Source organism: Streptomyces sp. NPDC043896, from assembly GCF_056435605.1.
In genome coordinates, this window is sequence record NZ_JBWKEE010000002.1 from 393,508 (window position 1) to 412,520 (window position 19,013).

Genomic DNA, 19,013 nt, shown 5'->3' on the forward strand with positions numbered 1-19,013 from the left:
TCAGACTCCGGTCAGGGTGTACGTACCCGTTCCGTCGGGCCGGCCGCTGGAGTACTGGCGGATGAGCTCCCCGTCCGCGTACCGGTCGTGGCCCATCATGGCGCCGGTGTACTTGTTCTGCAGACCGATCTTCGTGCTGCCGGGTACGTCGCGGTAGATGTAGAACCGCTGGAGGTCGTCCTCACCGCAGGTGGTTGTGGTCAGGTAGGCCTGCTCCTGGTTGGCGATGTTCGCCGGGATGGTCGCGCATCCGCCGTTGCCCCAGTTCCACAAGGACGCCTCGATGACCCCGTTGTTCTCGGTCACGTTGCACAGGCGCCAGTTGTCCAGGTGGGCGCTGAAGAAGGTGGATACGCGCAGGCGGATGCCGTCGTTGGCGAGGAGCGGTGCGCTCCAGTTCAGCGGCTTGCCGGGGACGTCGATCTTGTAGGCGCCGGGCCGGCAGTCCAGGGCGGCGCGCGGGGCGGGCTTGGCGGCCGGGGCGGCCTTCACGTTCTGGGCGGCCTGGGCGGCCTGGGCGGCCGTCGCGGCGTCGCGCTTGGCCTGGGCGGCCTTGGCCGAGGGGACGGGACCTGCCGAGTGCTTCGCGGTGGCGGTGGGGGAGCCGCAGTCCAGCAGGCCCTGGGCCTTGGCCATGATGCTGTTGGCGGGGACCTTGTCCTCGCAGCGCACCGCGCCTTCTTCGAGGGCGGTGTAGGTGGTGTAGCTGCCGCGGTCGGGACCCTCGGTCCACTTCAGTGTCCAACTGCCGTCGCCCTGTTGGATGCGGTTGCAGTTGAGGCTGCCGTAGGTGCCGGTGACCTTCTTGGTGCCCTTGTAGAGGCCGTAGTAGCCGGGCTCCGAGAAGTTCCAGGAGACGGAGTTCGACTCGCTGCTGGTGGAGGAGTAGTCGACCTTCACGCTAAGGCCCAGGCTCGCGGCGACGCTGCCGAGGGCCTCGGTGCCGAAGCTTCCCTGAACGGTGCCCTCGAGGCCGACGGACACCGAGATGGTGGTCTCCGTGCTGGTGGTGACGGTCTGGCTGCCGGTAGAGCCCTGGGTGACGTACCAGCCCTTGAAGTGGGTGATCGTCGGGGTGACTTCGGTCGTCTTGATCACCGGGTGGCGGGTACCGAGATCGGCCGCGGTACAGGCTTGACCGGGCTGGACCGCCTGCCCGGCAGCGGCCGGTGTGGCGGCGGCCGGTGTGGCGGCCAGGCCCATGACGGTCGTCGCGGTGGCCGTCGCGGTGGCTAAGAGCGCTCCGAGCCCTCGGCCCAGGCGGGTTGTGGTGCGGCGCATCGTTGCCTTTCCTCTGCTGTGCGTGGTCTGTGAGGTGAGTGTGAGGAAAAGTAGCGCCGCCGGAATCGGCAGGTCTATACCACAACTGGCCAAATGGGGTCAAAAACTGTCGCGTTCTTGAGTGATGCGGGCAGGAGCTGCCCGGTTGCATGACTCCGGTGTGCCCGCAACGGGGCTGCCGGAGGACGGGGCGCCCAACCGCCCACGAGCCGTACGGTCCCTGACCGGCAGCCCAGGAGGCGATCCGGCTGTCTTCGCCGGCACGGGCAGGATGCTCCGGCGGCCGGACGAGGGCCCTGCCAGGCAGGCGACGTCACCTGAATGGCGGAACATGGCGTGCCACCCACATGGGTGAAGATCAAGCTGGCTAGTGCCCCGACAGAGGCAATCCGTGAAAGGGGAACCACATGCGCATTCGACGAATCCTCGCCGCCGTCGCCGCCACGGCGGCCCTCGCCGGACTCGGCCTCACAGGCGCCGTCACCGCCACCGCCGCCACACAGGGCGCCCCGTCTGTCGTCACCCCGTCCGAGTGCAGGCAGGGCGGCGGAACGCCCGCGGTCAACGAGGACGGAAACTACTGCCAAGGCGGCATGTACGACGGCGAACAAGTCGACTGACGAGTGACTTCACAGGGTGCGCCCCGCAGCCACGTGCCGCGGGGCGCGCCCGTACACCGGCGGCCGGGGAGGCACAGCAGGACGTGCGGGCCCGGCGAATCCGCTCGGTCGTTCCCCGTGTCCCGGCCGGTCCCCTCGACGGGCCGAACGACGGGGTCGCCCCCGGAGTCGCTGCCGCTCGGCGGGCCCGCTCCCGGCATGCTCAGGACGGCCGGGCCGCAGGGTGCGACGCTGGAGTGAAGGGCCCGCGAGTGGAGGCCCGGGTGCGACCCGTCCGGTGCGGGTCCCTCTCCTGCGGACTGGCGGACGCGTCCCGGCGCGGCTCGACGGACGCGACGCGCAACCGTGCGGTCGGTCCGTGAGCCGGTGGCCGGGGCACCGCTCACCGTGCGTCGCCAGGCGGCCCTGCCGCGCGGGATCCGGCCCTCCGGGACCGGGCCGCGCGACCGACCAGGAAGCCAGGTGCATCCCATGCGCACGTCGACCCGTATCGCCGGTGCCCTCACCGGCCTGACCCTCTCCCTCGGTGGGACGGTCCTCGCCGCTCCCGTGGCCCGGGCGGACATCCCGGCCTGTACGCAGATGGCCCAACTGGCCGGTGCCACCGATTCCGGCGCCGTCACGGCGGCTTGCAGCCGTGGCGTGGTCGGAGACCTGCAGAGTTGTGTGACCGGGCTGACCGAGGCCGGTGTGGCGGGCGGCGCCGCGACCGGTGCCTGCCGGGCCGCGGCCCAGGAACCGCGTTAGAGGCCCGTGCGGCCGTGCCTCGCCGCGCCCGGGCGGTCACCGCCGGGGCTCGGCGCCCGGCCCTGCCTCGCGGGCCCCGTACGGAGCGCCCATGCTGGGTAGGTAGGGCGCCGTCGTCTTGAGACCCGTCCTTCCAGAAGGCCGGCCGAAGGCGCCTGAGAGGAGGAGGACGTCATGCGCCTGCGGAGAATCCTGGGTCTGGCTCTGGCCGCGGCGACCCTTGCCGGCATGAGCGCCATCGGCGCCGTCAGCGCCGGGGCCGCCACGTCTCCGAACATCTCCAGAGACGACTGCACGGCCGCCGGCGGACAGGTCGTCGCGCGCCCCTACGCCGGCTACGTCTGCGCGCTGCCCGACGGGACCACACCTGCGATCGACTGACCGGTCGGAGCACGGCCGGGCAACCCGTCCTGAACCACGGCCGGTGGCCCTGCCCGTCGCGCACGGGCAGGGCCACCGACCGGCCCCGCAGGGCCCGAGTGCGTTCTCCGGCCGGGATTTCTCTTCGTGCGTGTTTCGCCGGTCGTCGATGGCGAGGGGATGACGTATCGCCCGGGCCCGGGCCTGTCACGGGCGCTGCCGGGGGTCGGGATCGATGCCGGTGCCGGTGCCGGCGCCGTCGGGCGTCTGCCAGGACCCGCGTCGGGCCCGGGCGGCAGGGTTCTGCTCGGACGGGAGCGCGCCTGGGTCCCTACGGGCCGCCGCCCGCCGGTATCCGTACCAGAAGGCGCCGATCAGCAGCGCGACGACGACCACGCCCGCGAGGATCAGGAGGAGGGACGGGAAAGCGGAGGCCGCGAGGGGCACGTCGGAGGTCATGGGCCGCGCCTACCCGCGATCTCGGCCCTTGCACAACGCGCTGCCCGGCCGCCGCCTCCGTCCCGCGGGAGCGGGTTCATCACCGAGCAGTGGGTAGGCGCGCGATGCAGATGCCGTGAGCCGCGCGGGTGAGGACCAGACGGGGCTCCGTTTCCGGCCGAGGAGGAGAGACGATGACCAGCAAGCACTCCGACGCGCACGACGGCCACCCCGAGCCGGGCGACGGGCTGCCGGGCAAGCCGGGGCCCGTGGCTCCGCCCGCGGCCGAACCCGCGAAGCCGCACACGCCGCTCCCGCCCAAGCCGGATCAGACCGGCCCCGAGACGGTGAGCCCGACCGGGCAGGCCACCGGGACGGACCAGGCCCGGCGGGCGCAGAGCGGCGCCCATCTGACCACGGCCCAGGGGGCTCGCCCGTACGACACCGACCACTCCCTGAAGGCCGGACCGCGCGGACCCGTACTGATGCAGGACCACCACCTGCGCGAGAAGATCACGCATTTCGACCACGAGCGGATCCCGGAGCGGGTGGTGCACGCCCGGGGCGCCGCCGCCCACGGCGTGTTCCAGGGCTACGGCACGGCCGGCGAGGTCTGCAGGGCCGCGTTCCTGGCGAAGGACGTGGAGACCCCGGTCTTCGTCCGCTTCTCCACGGTTCTCGGTTCGCGGGGTTCGGCGGACACGGTGCGCGACACCCGCGGCTTCGCGACCAAGTTCTACACGGACGAGGGCACTTACGACCTGGTCGGCAACAACATCCCGGTCTTCTTCATCCAGGACGCCGTCAAGTTCCCCGACGTCGTCCACGCGGCCAAACCGCATCCGGACCGGGAGGTCCCGCAGGCGCAGAGCGCCCACGACACCTTCTGGGACTTCGTCTCCCTGCACACCGAGGCCACCCACCACACGCTCTGGAACATGTCCGACCGCGGCATCCCCCGCTCCTATCGGATGATGGAGGGTTTCGGCGTCCACACCTTCCGCCTGGTCAACACCGCCGGCGAGACCGCGCTCGCGAAGTTCCACTGGAAGCCCAGGCTGGGCGTGCACTCCCTGGTCTGGGAGGAGGCCCAGCTCCTCTGCGGCATGGACCCCGACTTCCACCGTCGGGACCTGTACGACGCCATCGAAGCGGGCGCCTACCCGCAGTGGGAACTGGGCGTCCAGGTCTTCCCCGACATCCCGGAGCAGACCTTCGAGGGGATCGACCTCCTCGACCCCACCAAGATCGTGCCCGAGGAGCTGTCCCCGGTCCAGCCCATCGGCCTGATGACCCTGAACGCCAACACCAAGAACTACTTCGCGGAGACCGAGCAGGTCGCCTTCCACCCCGGACACCTGGTCCCCGGCATCGACGTCACGGACGACCCGCTCCTCGCCGGCCGGCTGTTCTCCTACCTCGACACCCAGATCAGCCGGCTGGGCGGGCCCAACTTCGGACAGATCCCCGTCAACCGGCCGCACGCTCCCGTCAACGACATGCTCCGCGACGGCATGCACCAGACCGCCGTGCACACGGGCGTGGCGCCGTACCGTCCCAACAGCCTGGACGGCGGCTGCCCGTTCCTGGCCGGCGCCGGTACCGGTGCCTTCGTCGAGGCGCCGGTGACGGTTCCGGCGGCCGCCAAGGTCCGCGAGGCAGCCGCCTCCTTCTCGGACCACTTCACCCAGCCACGGCTCTTCTGGCGCAGCATGACCGCGCCGGAGCGCGAGCACGTCATCGCCGCCTACACCTTCGAGCTGAACAAGTGCCACGAGCAGGCCGTCAAGGAACGTGCCCTCAAGGTGCTGGCGAACATCGACCCGCAGCTGTGCGCGCAGGTCGCCGCCGGCCTCGGCCTGCCGGCTCCCGAAGCAACGGTTCCGCTCGTCGCGGCGGACCCCAGTCCGGCACTGTCACAGGTGGGCGGGGCATGGCCGGTGGACGGCCGCGTGGTCGGGATCGTAGCTGACGGGGCGGCCGACCTGGACGGCGTACGGACCGCCCGGCAGGCCGTCCTCGACGCGGGCATGGCGGCGCTCCTCATCGCCCCGGCCGGCGGCGCGCTCGACGCGGGTGGCGATCCCCTCGCGGTCCAGCGGACCTTCGCCACCGCGCGGTCCGTCGAATTCGACGCCCTGCTGTTCGCCGGGGCACCCGCACCAGGCGACGACGCGTACGGTGCCCGGGACGCGAAGGCCGGTGCCGGCGCCGCGCAGGACTGCGACCCGCGCGTCCTTCTGCTGCTCACCGAGGCCTACCGTCATGGCAAGGCCGTCGGCGGCTGGAACGGTGTCACGGAGCTGCTCGAAGCGGCCGGCATCGCGCCGGAGGGTCCCGGCCTCATCGTGACCGACGACGCCGCGACGGCCGTGGAGTCGGCGGTGTCGGCCCTGGCCGGCCACCGCGCCTGGGACCGCTTCCCGCCCGCGCTCTGAGCCGTCAGCGGCGGTGGGCGCATGCGCCTCGGGGCCCGGGGCGCCGCCGGCCCCTGCGCCGCCGGCGGCCCGTCACCGCCTGGCCACCTCGGCCGCGAGACGCTGGCACCGCGCGGCGACCACGGTCCAGTCCGCGGCCGCGGCCGGCCCGGTCCCGGTGGGGGAGTCGTGACCCGGGCCGCCGCCCTCACATCCGGCACGAGCCACCACGACTCCGGCCTGCCCCTGCCGACCACCTCCTGCCACGCCCCTGGACGACCGCCTCCCGGCCGCCCAGGGCGGCCGGGACCCGTTGCCACCGGTCCGGCGCGGCCCGCGCGTTGCGCCGGGCCCGGGCCCCGACACCGGTCTACGCTGCTGGTCGGCGCATCGGCGCATCCGCGCATCCGCGCGCCGGAAGGGAGCAGCAGTGATGACCGGAGAGACGACTCTCGGCCTCGGACCTCAGACCAGGGTCGTCGCCCGGCTCGTGGCGGGTGTCCCCGACGACGGCCTCGACGGCCCGACGCCGTGCCCCGGCTACACGGTCGCCGGGATGCTGGGCCACATCGCGGGCCTCGCCGCCGCCTTCCGGGACGCCGCCCGCAAGGACCTCGGCCCCGCCACCGACACGGCGCCCGGCGCGTCCGGGCCCGCCCTGCCCGCCGGGTGGCGCGAGGAACTGCCCCGGGTCCTCGCCGAGCTGGCCGGGGCCTGGCAGGACCCGTCGGCCTGGACCGGCATGACCCGCGCGGGCGGCGTCGACCTGCCGGGCGATGTCGCGGGCGCGGTGGCCGTCGACGAACTCGTCCTGCACGGCTGGGACCTGGCCCGGGCCACCGGCCAGGAGTACGCCCCCGACGAGGCCGCGCTGCGCGCGACGTACGCCTTCCAGCTGGCGTCCGTCGACGACGAGGGCCGGAGCGAGATCTTCGGGCCGGTCGTGCCCGTACCGGACGGAGCTCCGCTGCTGGACCGGACGCTCGGCCTCAGCGGCCGCGACCCGGCCTGGACCCCGCAGCGGCCCTGACCCCGCTGCGCCGGTGGGCGTGACCGGGCCGCGCGACGCCGGCCGGAGAGCGGGCGTCGCGCGCGGCGCGAGGACAGCGGCAGCGGTGGTCGGCCGGGCCCCGGCCGTCCCCCCCCGTGTCGGTGACGGCCTCACGTGCTCAGAGGGCCAGCACGATCCCGTAAGCCAGGAAGAAGAGGGCCACCAGGAGCGCCAGGGCGACGATGAGCGCGAGCGGCCCCTTGCCCCAGCCGCGCTTCAGCGGCCGGTAGGGCCCGGCACCGGAGCCGGTGCTCGCCTCGCCGGGCGGGGTCTCACCGGGCGGCACCGAGCCGCCCGATTCCAGACCGGGGGTGGTGCGGGGATCAGGGTCCGGGTTGTTGGTACTCATGTCCGGCGTGTCCCCGCAATCAGGAGCGGCATGCCTGACGAGGGGGACTTCCGGGACGGCGGAGGGGGCCCGGTGCGGCGCGCTGCGGCACCCCGGTGGGAACGTCGGCGCGGGCCGGTCCTCCCTCCCGGACCGCCCGGCCGGTTTCCTGGAGCCCGGGAACCGGAAGGCTTCGCCCGCACGCCCCGCGGGCAGGGGCCGCGAACACCGGTGGGACGGGCGTCGCGGAACGGGACCCTTCCGGTGGCCGAAACCCCTGTCCGACTCCGGCTCCGGATGGCAGTCTCTACTTCTCGGAAACGTCGTCCCGGGGGGGATCACACGTGATGGAGCCGGGTACGGGCATGGGCCTGCGGGGCCGCAGCGGCATCCTGTCGCTGGTCGACGCGTGCCTGAAGGAGGACCCGGCGGCCGAGCGGCCCGTGACCGTGCTCCTCGGCCCCGCGGGCAGCGGGGCCAGCGAGGCGCACAGCGCCCTCATGGAGCACTTCGGGCCCGACTACCCCTTCGCCTTCGTCAACTTCGGCGGGGCCCAGTCCCTGCTGCCGCGTTACGCCCTCGGACTCCTGGCCCGCCAGCTCGAACGCAAACTGCCGCGCTACGGCCGTTCCCATTTCCCGCTGCTCAGCCTCGGCCTGCTCGCCTCCGACCAGGAGCTGCGCATGCGCAGCCTTCCCGACGGCCGGCGCGCGGTGCGCCGCCAGCTCGACCAGTTCCAGGAGGAGAACGAGGCCCGGCACGGCGACTACCTGGCCGCCTTCTTCGAAGTGGCCATGGGCGCGGTCGGCATGCCCGAAGGCGCCTCCACCGCCGCGCACGCCCTCTTCCAGGACGCCCTGCGGCGGGGCCGCCGCACCATGCCCGGACTGTTCGGCGGCAGACCGGGCAGCCGGCTCACCGCCGGGGCCACGTGGTACGGACGCCACGCCATGACCCGCAGCGCGGACCCCATGGAGGCCCTCGTCGAGCTGAACCTCTGGCGCCACGAGGGCGACGAGAACCAGCAGGAGCGGCTCGACCTCGTCCTCTTCTCGGCCTTCCTGGAGGACCTCAGACGCAACACCGCCCGCAATTTCATGCCCCGCTCCTACCTCTTGCTCCTCGACAACTCCCACACCGAGTACGGCCGCCGCTTCCTCGACCTGCTGCTGCGCTCCCGGCACGACGAGACGGTCGTCGCCGGGCACGCGAGCGACCCGCTGACCGTCGTCGCCAGCTCCAACCGCTGGCTGCCCCGCTGGGGCCCGGCCACCGGCGAGTCCTGGCCCTGGCGGTTACGGGGCCCCGACCGGGCCTCCCTGGCCGACTGGAACGCCCATCGGCCGACCCGCGACAGCGAGGACTCATGGTGGTACCCGTTGCGCCTGCGCGACCTCAACCTGGACGAGGTGCGGATCCGGATAGAACTCCAGCTCGGCGGGAACAGCGACCTGGCCCCGCTGACCCGGCTCACCCCCTTCGTGCACCGCCTCACCGGCGGACTCCCGCGCGCCGTCCACCAGGTACTCGACGTACTCCGCCAGGCCGGGCCCCCTCGGGAACCGGGCCCCCTGCAGGACCGCTGGCTGCGCACCCTGCCGGACCGGCCGCTGCGCGCCGGGGAGGACTCCGCCTCCCTCGCCGACACCGCCCTCGGACACCTCCTGCGCGACTTCGACGGGACCCAGCGCGCCACGCTCGCCGAATGCGCGGCGGCCCGGGACTTCTCCGTCGCCACCCGGCTCCTCAGCCCGGACGATTCCCTGTTCGGCGACATCCGTTCCCGCTGGCTGCTGAACGGGCCCGTCGCCGTCGTCCCCGTACTCCACCCCTGGCTGCGCCGTCTGCTGCTGTGGCGGCTCGCTGCACGTCCGGACAGGTGGGACGCCGTGCACGGACTCCTCGCCGAGTACTACCGCGACGAGGGCAAACCGGTGCAGGAGATGTACCACCAGCTCGCCCGCGGGCGGACCGAGGAGGTCACCGCCCACCTGGCGCGCCGCTTCACCGCCGTACCGGCAGCGCAGTGGATCTCCGAGCTCGACGCGGTCACCGCCGCGCCGAACCGCCTGCCCGCCGACAGCGGACCGCTGGAACTCCTCGCCGGGCTCGTGCGGCGCGTGCCCGGGCGCGTGATGGACACCGAGTCGGTGATCCACACCCTGGTGACGACCCGCTGGGTGTGGAGCGATCCGCTCGCCGACCCCGCCATGCGGCTGGGAGACCTGATGGCCGACGGCTACACCCAGCTGTCCCAACTGCGGAGGAACGACATCGTGGCCCTGTTCAACGAGTCGGAACGGTACCGTCACTGGCGCGATCCCCAGACCGCGGGCTGGGAGGGCTGAGCGCGTGCCCAGACTCGAATGGCCCCTGCACGTCGTGCGCCGCGTCGCCCTCGCCACCGTGGCCGCCGTCGTCCTGGTCACCGCGCTCTGGCTGGGGGCCGACTGGCTGCAGGAACGCCAGGCGAGGTGCGGGGACGGAGTCGTCGAACAGGGACCCGACGACGAGTGCGTCGGAGTGACCGACGGCTCCTACGTCTTCGCACCGCACCTCGACGCCGTCAGCAAGAAGATCGAGGAGGAGAACCGCAGGGTCCTCGCCAACGCCGGCAGGGAACCGTACGTCAGCGTCGCCTACCTCACCTCGTTCACCACCACGGCCGAGGACAGCAACTCGGCCGAGGGCGTCCGCCACGAACTGCAGGGCGCCTACCTCGCCCAGTACCGGCACAACCAGGGCGACCTCGCCGGCACCCCCAAGATCCGCCTGCTGATAGCCAACCCCGGCAGCAGGTCCGCACGGTGGAAGCACACCGTCGACGAGCTGATCGCCCGCAAGGACACCCCCGACCGGCTCGTCGCGGTGGCCGGCCTGGGACCCAGTACCAAGGAGAACCTCGCTGCCATCCAGCGCCTCTCCCAGAACGGCATCGCCATGGTCGGCGCCACCATGACCGCCACGAACATCCAGGGCATCAACGGCTTCGTACGGATCGCCCCCACCAACGAGGACGAGGCGTACGCGGCCGCCGGCTACCTCAAACGGCGCGGCGTCGCCACCGCCGTCGTCCTCCAGGACGTGGCGGAGGGAAACCTCTACGCCTCGACCCTCGGCACCGCCTTCACCAAGGCCTTCCAGGAGGGCGACAAGCACCGGCTCGTCTCCGAGCGGATGACCTACGACTCCTCCGTCAGCAGCGCCTGGCAGAACGAACTGCGCTACATCCCCGGGCAGTTGTGCCAGCAGCGCCCGCAGCTCGTCTACTTCGCGGGCCGGGGCAGACACCTCACGCACTTCCTCGACGCGCTCTCCAACCGCAGCTGCACCGACCAGCAGTTCACCGTGTTCGCCGGGGACGACACGACCAACCTGAGCCCCGAGCAGCTCGCCCACGCCGCCGAGACGGGCATCGAGGTGCTCTACACGGGCCTCTCCCACCCCGACATGTACCGCTCCGCGCCGCAGGCGGTGTCCGCGCCGTCGGCGAAGAACTTCCAGCCGGGCGGCCTGCTGGACCAGTGGTTCCCGCACGATCCCCGCGTGGACGGCGGCGCGCTGATGGGCCACGACGCGGTCCTCACCGCGGCCCACGGCATCCAGATGGCCGCACGCTGGCAGGGGAAGGTCGCCGGTGACGCGGTGGCCCGGATGTTCCACCAGATGGACGGCACCCAGCAGGTGGCCGGGGCCAGCGGCTTCATCTCCTTCCAGAACAACGGCAATCCGCGCAACAAGGCCGTCCCCGTCCTGCGCCTCAACGGCAAGGGCCAGGTCGAGTTCGTCGAGGTGTCGGCGGCGGAGGGCAAGCCGCCGCAGGAGCGGTGACGGCACCCGGGCGCCGACCCCCAAGCTCATCAGCTGGAAGCGGCCCGCTCGCACATGCAGGCAAGCACCACTTTCCTTGCCGTGCAAGGGAGTTCGGCGGAATCGGCGGCCCCGGCGCTCCCGGGCGCGGTCCGCGCCTCCTCGGCGGCGGTCCGCACCCCGCCCCCCGTGCGGGCGGGATCGGTCTTTTCGCTGATCAGCGGCGCTTCGAGCGACTCTGGTGCAAACCCGGCCGCCCGCCGGCCCGAGGTTCTAGCGGCCCTCGAGAAATGCTTGTGGGCACCAAGTGGAGTCGTTTAGGGTGAGGCGAAGATCAACGGGGGCTGGCTCAAACCGCGCTGGCATGTGATCAAACACAGTGCGACATGGGCTTGACGGGGAGAATAATCTAATGATAGACGCGCGCTTTGTCGCGGGTGTCCGTTGCGTACCCTCTTTTCCGATAATGATCGGTAAACGGGCGTGAATGCAACGTGGTTTCGCAGGTTCGCAGTCAATCGCAGTGGCGCCGGACTCCTGCTGGTGGGTCTTGTCGATGCCACCGGAACCGGTCTCTATCTGGCGGGGTCGGCGCTCTTCTTCACCAAGATCGTGGGTCTTTCCACCGTGCAGGTGGGACTCGGCCTTTCCGTGGCAGGTGTGCTCGGAATCTTCGGTCCCATTCCCTTCGGCAGACTGGCCGACCGGTGGAGTCCCCGGGCGGTGCTCATCCTGCTCCATCTCTGCTGCGCCGCGGGATTCGCCTCCTACGTCCTGGTGGACGGCTTCGCGTCCTTCCTGATCGTCGCCGGACTGCTGGGCATCGCGGAGCAGTCGGCCCGGCCCATGAGCCAGGCGCTCGTGGAGCAGGTGGTCGGCGAGGAGCACCGCAGTGCGATGTCCGCCCGATTCCGGGTCGTCTACAACGTGGGCTACACGGGTGGCGCCCTGCTCGCGGCACTCGCCATCCAGATGGGCACCCGGTCGTCGTTCCTGACCATCATGATCGGCGACGCCGTCTCGTTCGTCCTCTCCGCGACGCTGCTGGCCTTCCTGCGGCTGAGGCCCCCGGACGGGTCCGCACGTTCCTCGGGTGAGACCTCTCGGCTGCGCCTGCCGGCGCTGCGAGACCGCTGGTACGCGGCCACCACGGGCGTCAACGCCCTGATGCTGCTCCACATGGCCCTGCTCAGCGTGGGCGTCCCCCTGTGGATCACCACGCACACCCGTGCCGACGACTCGCTCGTCGCGGTCCTCCTCGTGGTCAACACCGTGATCGCGATCCTGCTCCAGGTCAGACTGGCGCGGGGCACGGAGAAGCTGACCGGGGGCGTGACGGCCATGCGCAGGGCGAGCGTCGCCCTGGCCCTGTCCTGCGCCTGCTTCGCGGCGGCCGCGTACCTCGACTCCCCGGTCGTGGTGACGGCCGTGCTCCTGGCCGGCATCGTCCTCCTCACCTTCGGCGAGATGTTCCAGTCCGCCGGACAGTGGAGCCTTTCCTTCGGACTGGCACCCACTCGTTCCCGAGTCGAATACCTGGCGACCTTTCACCTCGGTTCCAGCGTCCAAGTGGCGGTGGGTCCTCTTTTGATGACGGCAGGTGTCATCAACAATGGAACGGCCGGATGGGCCGTACTCGCCGTCCTTTTCCTTCTGGCCGGCCTGACGGTCCGGCCCGTGGTGGCCGCAGCAGCGCGAAGGCCCCAACTCGTCGACAGTGACTCCTCTCGTCAGAGGGTGTCGGAACCAAACACCTCCACCTCTGACTCTCGGCTTTCCTAGTCAATTACGCGTTGCTGTAGCGGCAGCTAATTCCGCAGCCCTGCAGGCCGGCATCACCAAAAGTCGGTCTGCGGTTGGAGCATGCCCAAGGCCACACCTCGGCCGATCGGCGAGCTCACTATTCAGGGAGTATCAGCACCATGTACGGGCACAAACGCGACCAACACTACGGTTGCATCGGGGTCGGTGTCGGCCCCGCGAATCTGAGCCTTGCTTCCCTCCTTTACGGAGACAAGGCGATTCCCAATCTCTTCCTCGATCAGAAGGAATCCTTCACCTGGCACGACGGGCAGCAGCTGCCCGACACCACGCTCCAGGTGTCGATGCTCAAGGACCTGGTGAGCCTCGCGGATCCCACCAACCGGTTCTCGTTCCTGGCCTACCTGCACGACCAGGGAAGGATCTACCACTTCATCAACGCGCAGTTCGACGCGATGCCCCGCCGGGAGTACCGCAACTACCTGCGATGGGCGTGCGAGCGGAACGAGAACGTCGTGTTCGGGGAGCGCGTGCTCTCCGTGGGCTTCGACAAGACCTTCGTCGTGGAGACCGACCGCCGGACGGTGACCGCCGACAACGTCTCCATCGGCGTGGGCACCAGCCCCTGGGTCCCGCCGCTGGCCGAAGACCTGCTCGGCGACGACCAGTTCCACGTCTCCGACGTCGTGGCGAAGTCGCGGAACGCCGGCGGGAAGCGCGTGTGCGTGGTCGGCGGGGGCCAGTCGGGAGCGGAGGCGTTCCTCGACCTCATCTCCCGGCCGCCCGGGGAGCGGCCGCGGCGCGTGTCCTGGATCGCCCGGCGCCGCAACTACTTCCCGATCGACGACACCCCGTTCACCAACGACTTCTACATGCCCGGCTATTCGGACCACTTCGCCCTCCTCGACAAGCCGACCCGCCAGAAGCTCAACGCGGACCACGTGCTGACCAGCGACGGCATCTCCGAGGCCACGCTGCGCGAGATCTACCAGCGCGTCTACGTCCACCGGTTCACGGAGGACAACCCGGACCTCGTCGCGCTGCTGACCGGCCGCGAGGTCACGGACGTCACGCGGGACGCCTCGGGCGCCTGGTCCGTGGAGCTCCGGGACATCGACCACCCCGCCGAAGCCACCCGCGTCGACGCCGACGTGATCATCTGGGCGACCGGCTTCCGCCCCGCTCCGATGAGCGTCCTCGAACCGCTCGCCCACCGCCTGGAGCGCGAGGACGGCGAATACCGGATCGACCAGAACTTCGCCGTGCAGTGGGACGGCCCCGCCGGCCACGACATCTTCGTCCACAACGCGGCCCCGCAGCAGCGCGGCCTGGCGGACCGCAACCTGAGCCTCATCGCCTGGCGGAGCCGGCGGATCGCAGACCGGATCCGCGGCGTCCGGGGCGACGAGCAGCTGGACTCGTTCATCGAATGGTCGGCCAAGTGCGAACTGCCCGAGACGACGCGAGAGGTGCGGACGTGACCGACGTCGACGTCGCCGTCATCGGCGGTGGCATCATCGGCACCCTCGTCGCCCGCGAGATCGTCACACGTGCGCCGCGGAGCCGGGTGGCCGTCATCGACCGGGACGTCGTGGCGAGCGGTGCGACCAGGCGGTCGGCGGGACTGCACTTCCCGCGCGGTGCCACACCGCGCGTCCGCGAGATGGCGGACCGCAGCCAGACCTTCTACGAGGAACTCCTCGGCGCGGAACCGGGCCTGCCCATCCACCCGCTGGCCCTGCACGTCCTCTCCTCGGACGCCGCGGCCGTCGGGCGCGACTACCTCGGCCGCGCCGGCCTCGCACCGGTCCCGTCCGTACCCGGAGGGCTGGTCACGGCGCCGGAGGGGACCTCGGTCTGGACCGGCCGGGGCTGCCAGTACGCCGACGCCGGGGCGCTCACCGAAGCCCTGACCCTGCGGTTGCGCCCGCGGGCCGCCTTCCGCGAGGGTACGGCGGTCACCGCGGTCGAGCCCGGTCCGTCCGAGGTGACGCTGCGCCTCTCCACCGGCGAGACGCTGACCGCCGCCAAGGCCGTGCTCGCCCCCGGGCCCTGGCTCGCCGACCCCGCGTGGCGCTCGCTGGTCGAGCCGCTCGGAGCCCGGGTGAAGAAGATCGTCGCCCTGCACGTCGACAAGGCGCCGGAAGCGCACGACGGCGCCGTCGTGTTCGAGGACCAGGACGCCTTCCTGCTCCCGCTGCACCACCGGGGCCACTGGCTCTTCAGCTTCACCTCCCGGGAATGGGACGTGAAGCCCGACGAGATCGCCGTAGGGCTGTCGGCGGCCGATCTGGCGCAGGCGCACGCGGTCCTCGCACGCTACGCGCCGGACCTGTCCGCCCGCACCACGTCGGGCCGCGTCTTCTGCGACGCGTACAGCCCCGCGCGGGAACCGCTCGTACGAGCCCTCGACGACAGCGGCCGCGTCGTCTTCGCCGGTGCGGCCAACGGCTCCGGCTACCGCCTCGCCCCCGCCATCGCCGCCGAAGCCGCCGATCTACTGCGCATCCGCACGGCACAAAGGAACTCAGCGTGAGAATCAGCCACTTCACCCCCGGCGAACTGTCCGAGGCGTTCGGCATCGACATGAGCACGGTCGACGGCTTCGGCCCCGGCGCCGGCTGGGGCCGGGTCGTTCCCGGAGGCAGGAGCGACGCGCACCAGCACGACGAGACGGAGGTCTTCGTCATCGTCGAGGGCACCGGCGAGCTGGTGGTCGACGGTGCGCGCACCCCCGTCGGACCCGGAACGGTCGCGATGCTGGAGCCGTTCGAAACCCATGTCGTCGAGAACACGGGCACGGAGGACCTCGTCTTCTTCGACCTGTACTGGCGGGATCCCGCGCTCGCGGCCCGCGCGGCCGGCGGCGCGGCAGCGGACCGCCGCCGCTTCGGGCAGCGTCCGGTCTTCGTCTTCTCCACCCCGCCCACCCCCAACGGCGACCTCCACCTCGGCCACCTCTCCGGCCCGTACCTGGGCGCCGACGCCTTCGTCCGCTTCCAGCGCATGAACGGGGTCGATGCCTGGCACCTCACCGGCAGTGACGACTACCAGAGCTACGTGGTGGACCGGGCGCGGCGCGACGGCCGCGAGCCCGCCGAGACCGCCGCCCACTTCTCGGCCGAGATCGCGGCGACGCTGGCCCTGATGGACATCCGGCCCGACCAGTACACCGCCACGGACGCGGAGCCGGCGTACCGGGACGGCGTCCGCGCGTTCTTCTCCCGCGTGGCGGCCTCCGAGGCGGTGGCCCCGCGCGAGACGCCCGCGCTCTTCGACGCCGAGACCGGCGACTACCTCTACGAGGTCGGGGTCGGCGGCGGCTGCCCCGGCTGCGGGACGGGTACGAGCGGCAACATCTGCGAGGAGTGCGGCGAGCCCAACGTCTGCGCCGACCTGGCCGACCCGCGGACCCGGCGCTCCGGCGAGGCCCCGCGGCGCGGCACGGCCACCCGCCACAGCCTCCCCCTGCACGAGTTCGCCGACTCGGTCGCAGCCCACCACGGCCTGGGACGCGTCCCGGCGCGGCTGCGCGAACTCGCCCACCGCGTCTTCGCGCGGCCCGAGCTGCACCTGCCCCTCACGCACCCCTCCGGCTGGGGCGTGCCGCCCGCCGAGGCCGGCGCCGAGGGCCAGGTCGTCTGGGTGTGGCCCGAGATGGCGTACGGCTTCCTGCACGGCATCGAGGCCCTGGGACGCGGCCTGGGCCAGGACTGGCGGGCCGGCGAGCCGCAGCAGGACTGGAAGATCGTCCACTTCTTCGGGTACGACAACAGCTTCTACCACTCGCTGCTCTACCCCGTGCTCTACCGGCTCGCCCACCCCGGCTGGGAGCCGGACATCGACTACCACGTCAACGAGTTCTACCTGCTGGAGGGAGAGAAGTTCTCCACCAGCCGGGGTCACGCGGTGTGGGGCAAGGACGTCCTCGGCGCGGACACCGTCGACGCGGTGCGGTTCTTCCTCGCCCGCACCCGTCCCGAGGGGCGTCGCACCAACTTCGACCCGGCCGTCTACGAGGCCGTGCTCGGTGACACGCTGATCGGCACCTGGCAGCGCTGGCTGGCCGACCTGGGCACGCGGATCGCCGACCGGTACGACGGGCTGGCACCGGACGCCGGGGTGTGGACGCCCGAGCACACGGCGTTCCTCGACCGGCTCACCGTGCGACTGGCCGCCCTCACCCGCAGCCTCGGTCAGGACGGCTTCTCCCTCAACCAGGCGGCCGAGGAGCTGACCGGCCTCGTCGAGGACGTCCTGCGGTTCACCGGGGCCGAGTACGCCGTGGCCGGCATCGGCCGCTGGAACGACCACACCAGGACCACCGTCGCCCTGGAGCTCGCCGCGGCGCGACTCCTGGCCCGCGCCGCGGCCCCCGTCATGCCCCGCTTCGCGGACCGGCTGGCGGCGGCCCTCGGCCTGGAAGAAGTGGCCACGTGGCCGCGCACGGTGGAGCTGCTGCCGGCCGGCACGAAGATCGGGCTCGCCGACGCGGTCTTCTTCGTCCCGTCCGGCGCCGGGCGGAGCGCCGATGTCTGACATGACCGCGCGCACCCAGGGAGCCGCCGCCCCCGCCGGCGACCCGATCACCGACGTCGTCAACACCCTGTCGCTCGTGGAGAACACCGACAGCCGCCACCGCCTGTACTACCGGGACGCGGACGAGGTGCGCTCCCTCACCCTGGCCGACCTGGACGCCCGGGCCGTCCGAGTGGCCCGCCGCCTGCACGCGCTCGGCGTCCGGGCCAGGGACCGCGTCGGCATCCTGGCCCGCAACAGCCTGGAGTGGGTGCTGCTCGACCTCGCCGTCATCAAGCTGGGCGGCGTCACCGCGGGGTTCGAACCCGGACGCTTCGACCCGCAGCAGCTGCTGCGGGAGTACGGCCTGAGCCTGCTGTTCACCGAGGGCCTGGACGACGGCGGCATGCTGCGTGACATGGCGGCCGTCGCCGCGTGGGCCGACGAGGTCCCGGACGCGGGAGAGTGCGGGGAGTTCCCCTTCCACGCCGGGTACGACCCCGCGGACATCCTGGCCGTCAAGTTCACCTCCGGCAGCACCGGCGTCCCCAAGGGCCTGGAAGCCACGGTCGCCAGCGTGAACAGCTCCCTCCACGAAGTCCAGGAGATGTTCGCCCACGGCGACGGCGACAACGTGATGACCTTCCTGGGCAGCTGGTTCATCCAGCAGCGCTACTGGATCTACTCGGGACTCGCCCACGGCCACGACGTGACCCTCGCCCGCACCGACAGCGCCCTCGACACGGCACGGAAGACGGCACCGACCGTCATCATGGGTGTCCCCGGGTTCTACGAAGGCGTGAAGGCCGGACTCCAGGCCCGGGGGGAGCTGCCCGAGGACGCCGCAGAGCGCCGGGACCTCATCCAGGCCGAGCTCGGCGGCCGCATCCGCTACCTGTGGACGGGATCGGCACCGGCGAGCCGTACGCTGCTGGAGTTCTTCAACGAGGGCGGCGTGCCCCTCTTCGAGGGGTACGGGCTCAACGAGACCTGCATCGTCGCGAAGAACCACCCCGGCGCCTTCCGCCTGGGCAGCGTGGGGAAGGTCCTGCCGAACAAGACGGTGAGGTTCGACCGGGACGGGATCCTGATCGTCGGCAGCAGGCACCCGGTCAACCACCGCTACACGTGGTGCTCCCCGGGGACCAACGAGAAGATGTTCCTGCCCACCGGAGAGGTGAAGACGTACGACGTCGGCACCCTCGACGAGGACGGCTACCTCTACATCCACGGCCGGGTCGACGACGTCCTGACCGTCAGCTGCGGCTACAACATCCTGGCCCCGCTGGTCGAGGAGGAGATCAGCCGGCACCCCGCCGTGCACGGCTGCGTGCTCTACGGCAACGGGGAGGAGTTCCTCTCCGCGGTGATCTCCCCCGCGTCCGCGGAGCCGGACCTCGCCGAACTCGGCCGCCACGTGGCCGAGGTCAACGCCGGCCTGATGACGGAGCAGCGCGTCCACGCACTCGTGATCGCGGCCGAGCCGTTCTCGATGGAGAACGGCCTGCTGACCACGCAGTTCAAACCCAAACGCAGGGACATCCACCGGCGCTACGAAGCCGAGCTGTCCCGCGTCTACAAAGAGGCCCTCGGGGCCGCGAGCCCGCCCCCCGCGGACGATCCCCTCGTCATCGTGGCACCGGGGACCGGACCCGCGTACGCACCATGTGAAGGAAGCTAAC

General features: G+C 71.7%; 15 protein-coding genes. 12 read left to right on the plus strand and 3 right to left on the minus strand.

What is annotated here, in order from left to right:
- The gene (locus AC069X_RS04460) at positions 1-1,281 is read right to left on the minus strand and encodes a hypothetical protein (RefSeq protein ID WP_478724963.1); all 1,281 of its coding nucleotides are present in this window, start codon (positions 1,279-1,281) and stop codon (positions 1-3) included.
- A gap of 407 nt (positions 1,282-1,688) precedes the next feature.
- Here AC069X_RS04460 and AC069X_RS04465 point away from each other — a divergent pair, with 407 nt between their 5' ends.
- The 3 genes from AC069X_RS04465 to AC069X_RS04475 all read left to right on the plus strand — a co-directional run bounded on the left by AC069X_RS04465 (position 1,689) and on the right by AC069X_RS04475 (position 3,029).
- Positions 1,689-1,901 carry a hypothetical protein gene (locus AC069X_RS04465; RefSeq protein ID WP_478724965.1) on the plus strand — a complete coding sequence of 71 codons (213 nt, stop codon included), beginning with the start codon at positions 1,689-1,691 and terminating at the stop codon, positions 1,899-1,901.
- 471 nt (positions 1,902-2,372) lie between these two features.
- The gene (locus AC069X_RS04470; RefSeq protein WP_478724967.1) at positions 2,373-2,648 is read left to right on the plus strand and encodes a hypothetical protein; all 276 of its coding nucleotides are present in this window, start codon (positions 2,373-2,375) and stop codon (positions 2,646-2,648) included.
- Between the two features lie 174 nt (positions 2,649-2,822).
- On the plus strand, positions 2,823-3,029 hold the full coding sequence (locus AC069X_RS04475) for a hypothetical protein (RefSeq protein WP_478724968.1): 207 nt from the start codon (positions 2,823-2,825) through the stop codon (positions 3,027-3,029).
- A 186-nt stretch (positions 3,030-3,215) separates the two neighbouring features.
- Here AC069X_RS04475 and AC069X_RS04480 read toward each other — a convergent pair whose 3' ends face one another.
- Entirely contained in the window at positions 3,216-3,467 is a 252-nt protein-coding gene (locus AC069X_RS04480) for a DUF6479 family protein (protein WP_478724970.1), read from the minus strand.
- A 173-nt stretch (positions 3,468-3,640) separates the two neighbouring features.
- On the opposite strand from AC069X_RS04480, the gene AC069X_RS04485 reads away from it, so the two are divergent.
- A complete protein-coding gene (locus AC069X_RS04485; protein WP_478724972.1) occupies positions 3,641-5,884 on the plus strand; it encodes a catalase in 2,244 nt (747 codons plus the stop codon).
- A 412-nt stretch (positions 5,885-6,296) separates the two neighbouring features.
- A complete protein-coding gene (locus tag AC069X_RS04490; protein WP_478724974.1) occupies positions 6,297-6,893 on the plus strand; it encodes a TIGR03086 family metal-binding protein in 597 nt (198 codons plus the stop codon).
- 139 nt (positions 6,894-7,032) lie between these two features.
- Here the strand turns inward: AC069X_RS04490 and AC069X_RS04495 are convergent, their stop codons facing one another.
- Positions 7,033-7,263, minus strand: a complete 231-nt coding sequence (locus AC069X_RS04495) for a DUF6480 family protein (protein WP_478724976.1) — start codon at positions 7,261-7,263, stop codon at positions 7,033-7,035.
- 326 nt (positions 7,264-7,589) lie between these two features.
- Between AC069X_RS04495 and AC069X_RS04500 the strand changes: the two genes are divergently transcribed.
- The 7 genes from AC069X_RS04500 to AC069X_RS04530 all read left to right on the plus strand — a co-directional run bounded on the left by AC069X_RS04500 (position 7,590) and on the right by AC069X_RS04530 (position 19,012).
- On the plus strand, positions 7,590-9,590 hold the full coding sequence (locus AC069X_RS04500) for a hypothetical protein (RefSeq protein ID WP_478724978.1): 2,001 nt from the start codon (positions 7,590-7,592) through the stop codon (positions 9,588-9,590).
- Positions 9,591-9,594: 4 nt separating this feature from the next.
- A complete protein-coding gene (locus AC069X_RS04505; protein ID WP_478724980.1) occupies positions 9,595-11,073 on the plus strand; it encodes an ABC transporter substrate-binding protein in 1,479 nt (492 codons plus the stop codon).
- 522 nt (positions 11,074-11,595) lie between these two features.
- A complete protein-coding gene (locus AC069X_RS04510; RefSeq protein WP_478724982.1) occupies positions 11,596-12,834 on the plus strand; it encodes an MFS transporter in 1,239 nt (412 codons plus the stop codon).
- 140 nt (positions 12,835-12,974) lie between these two features.
- Positions 12,975-14,294, plus strand: coding sequence for a lysine N(6)-hydroxylase/L-ornithine N(5)-oxygenase family protein (locus AC069X_RS04515; RefSeq protein ID WP_478724984.1), 1,320 nt, complete (start codon positions 12,975-12,977; stop codon positions 14,292-14,294).
- Positions 14,291-15,349 (plus strand): NAD(P)/FAD-dependent oxidoreductase, encoded by a 1,059-nt coding sequence (locus tag AC069X_RS04520; RefSeq protein ID WP_478724986.1) that lies wholly within the window; start codon positions 14,291-14,293, stop codon positions 15,347-15,349. Before AC069X_RS04515 ends, AC069X_RS04520 begins: the two co-directional genes overlap by 4 nt.
- Positions 15,346-17,352: a class I tRNA ligase family protein gene (locus AC069X_RS04525; protein ID WP_478724988.1), complete on the plus strand. Its 2,007-nt coding sequence runs from the start codon at positions 15,346-15,348 to the stop codon at positions 17,350-17,352. Before AC069X_RS04520 ends, AC069X_RS04525 begins: the two co-directional genes overlap by 4 nt.
- Positions 17,345-19,012: an AMP-binding protein gene (locus tag AC069X_RS04530; RefSeq protein ID WP_478724990.1), complete on the plus strand. Its 1,668-nt coding sequence runs from the start codon at positions 17,345-17,347 to the stop codon at positions 19,010-19,012. Before AC069X_RS04525 ends, AC069X_RS04530 begins: the two co-directional genes overlap by 8 nt.
- Position 19,013: the final 1 nt, after the last annotated feature.

Excerpts from the sequence above, each read along its gene's own strand:
- AC069X_RS04500 (WP_478724978.1), top strand. The coding sequence starts at position 7,590 with ATGGAGCCGGGTACGGGCATGGGCCTGCGGGGCCGCAGCGGCATCCTG.
- AC069X_RS04515 (WP_478724984.1), top strand. The coding sequence starts at position 12,975 with ATGTACGGGCACAAACGCGACCAACACTACGGTTGCATCGGGGTCGGT.
- AC069X_RS04475 (WP_478724968.1), top strand. The coding sequence starts at position 2,823 with ATGCGCCTGCGGAGAATCCTGGGTCTGGCTCTGGCCGCGGCGACCCTT.
- AC069X_RS04490 (WP_478724974.1), top strand. The coding sequence starts at position 6,297 with ATGACCGGAGAGACGACTCTCGGCCTCGGACCTCAGACCAGGGTCGTC.
- AC069X_RS04495 (WP_478724976.1), bottom strand. The coding sequence starts at position 7,263 with ATGAGTACCAACAACCCGGACCCTGATCCCCGCACCACCCCCGGTCTG.
- AC069X_RS04470 (WP_478724967.1), top strand. The coding sequence starts at position 2,373 with ATGCGCACGTCGACCCGTATCGCCGGTGCCCTCACCGGCCTGACCCTC.
- AC069X_RS04460 (WP_478724963.1), bottom strand. The coding sequence starts at position 1,281 with ATGCGCCGCACCACAACCCGCCTGGGCCGAGGGCTCGGAGCGCTCTTA.
- AC069X_RS04480 (WP_478724970.1), bottom strand. The coding sequence starts at position 3,467 with ATGACCTCCGACGTGCCCCTCGCGGCCTCCGCTTTCCCGTCCCTCCTC.
- AC069X_RS04485 (WP_478724972.1), top strand. The coding sequence starts at position 3,641 with ATGACCAGCAAGCACTCCGACGCGCACGACGGCCACCCCGAGCCGGGC.
- AC069X_RS04465 (WP_478724965.1), top strand. The coding sequence starts at position 1,689 with ATGCGCATTCGACGAATCCTCGCCGCCGTCGCCGCCACGGCGGCCCTC.
- AC069X_RS04530 (WP_478724990.1), top strand. The coding sequence starts at position 17,345 with ATGTCTGACATGACCGCGCGCACCCAGGGAGCCGCCGCCCCCGCCGGC.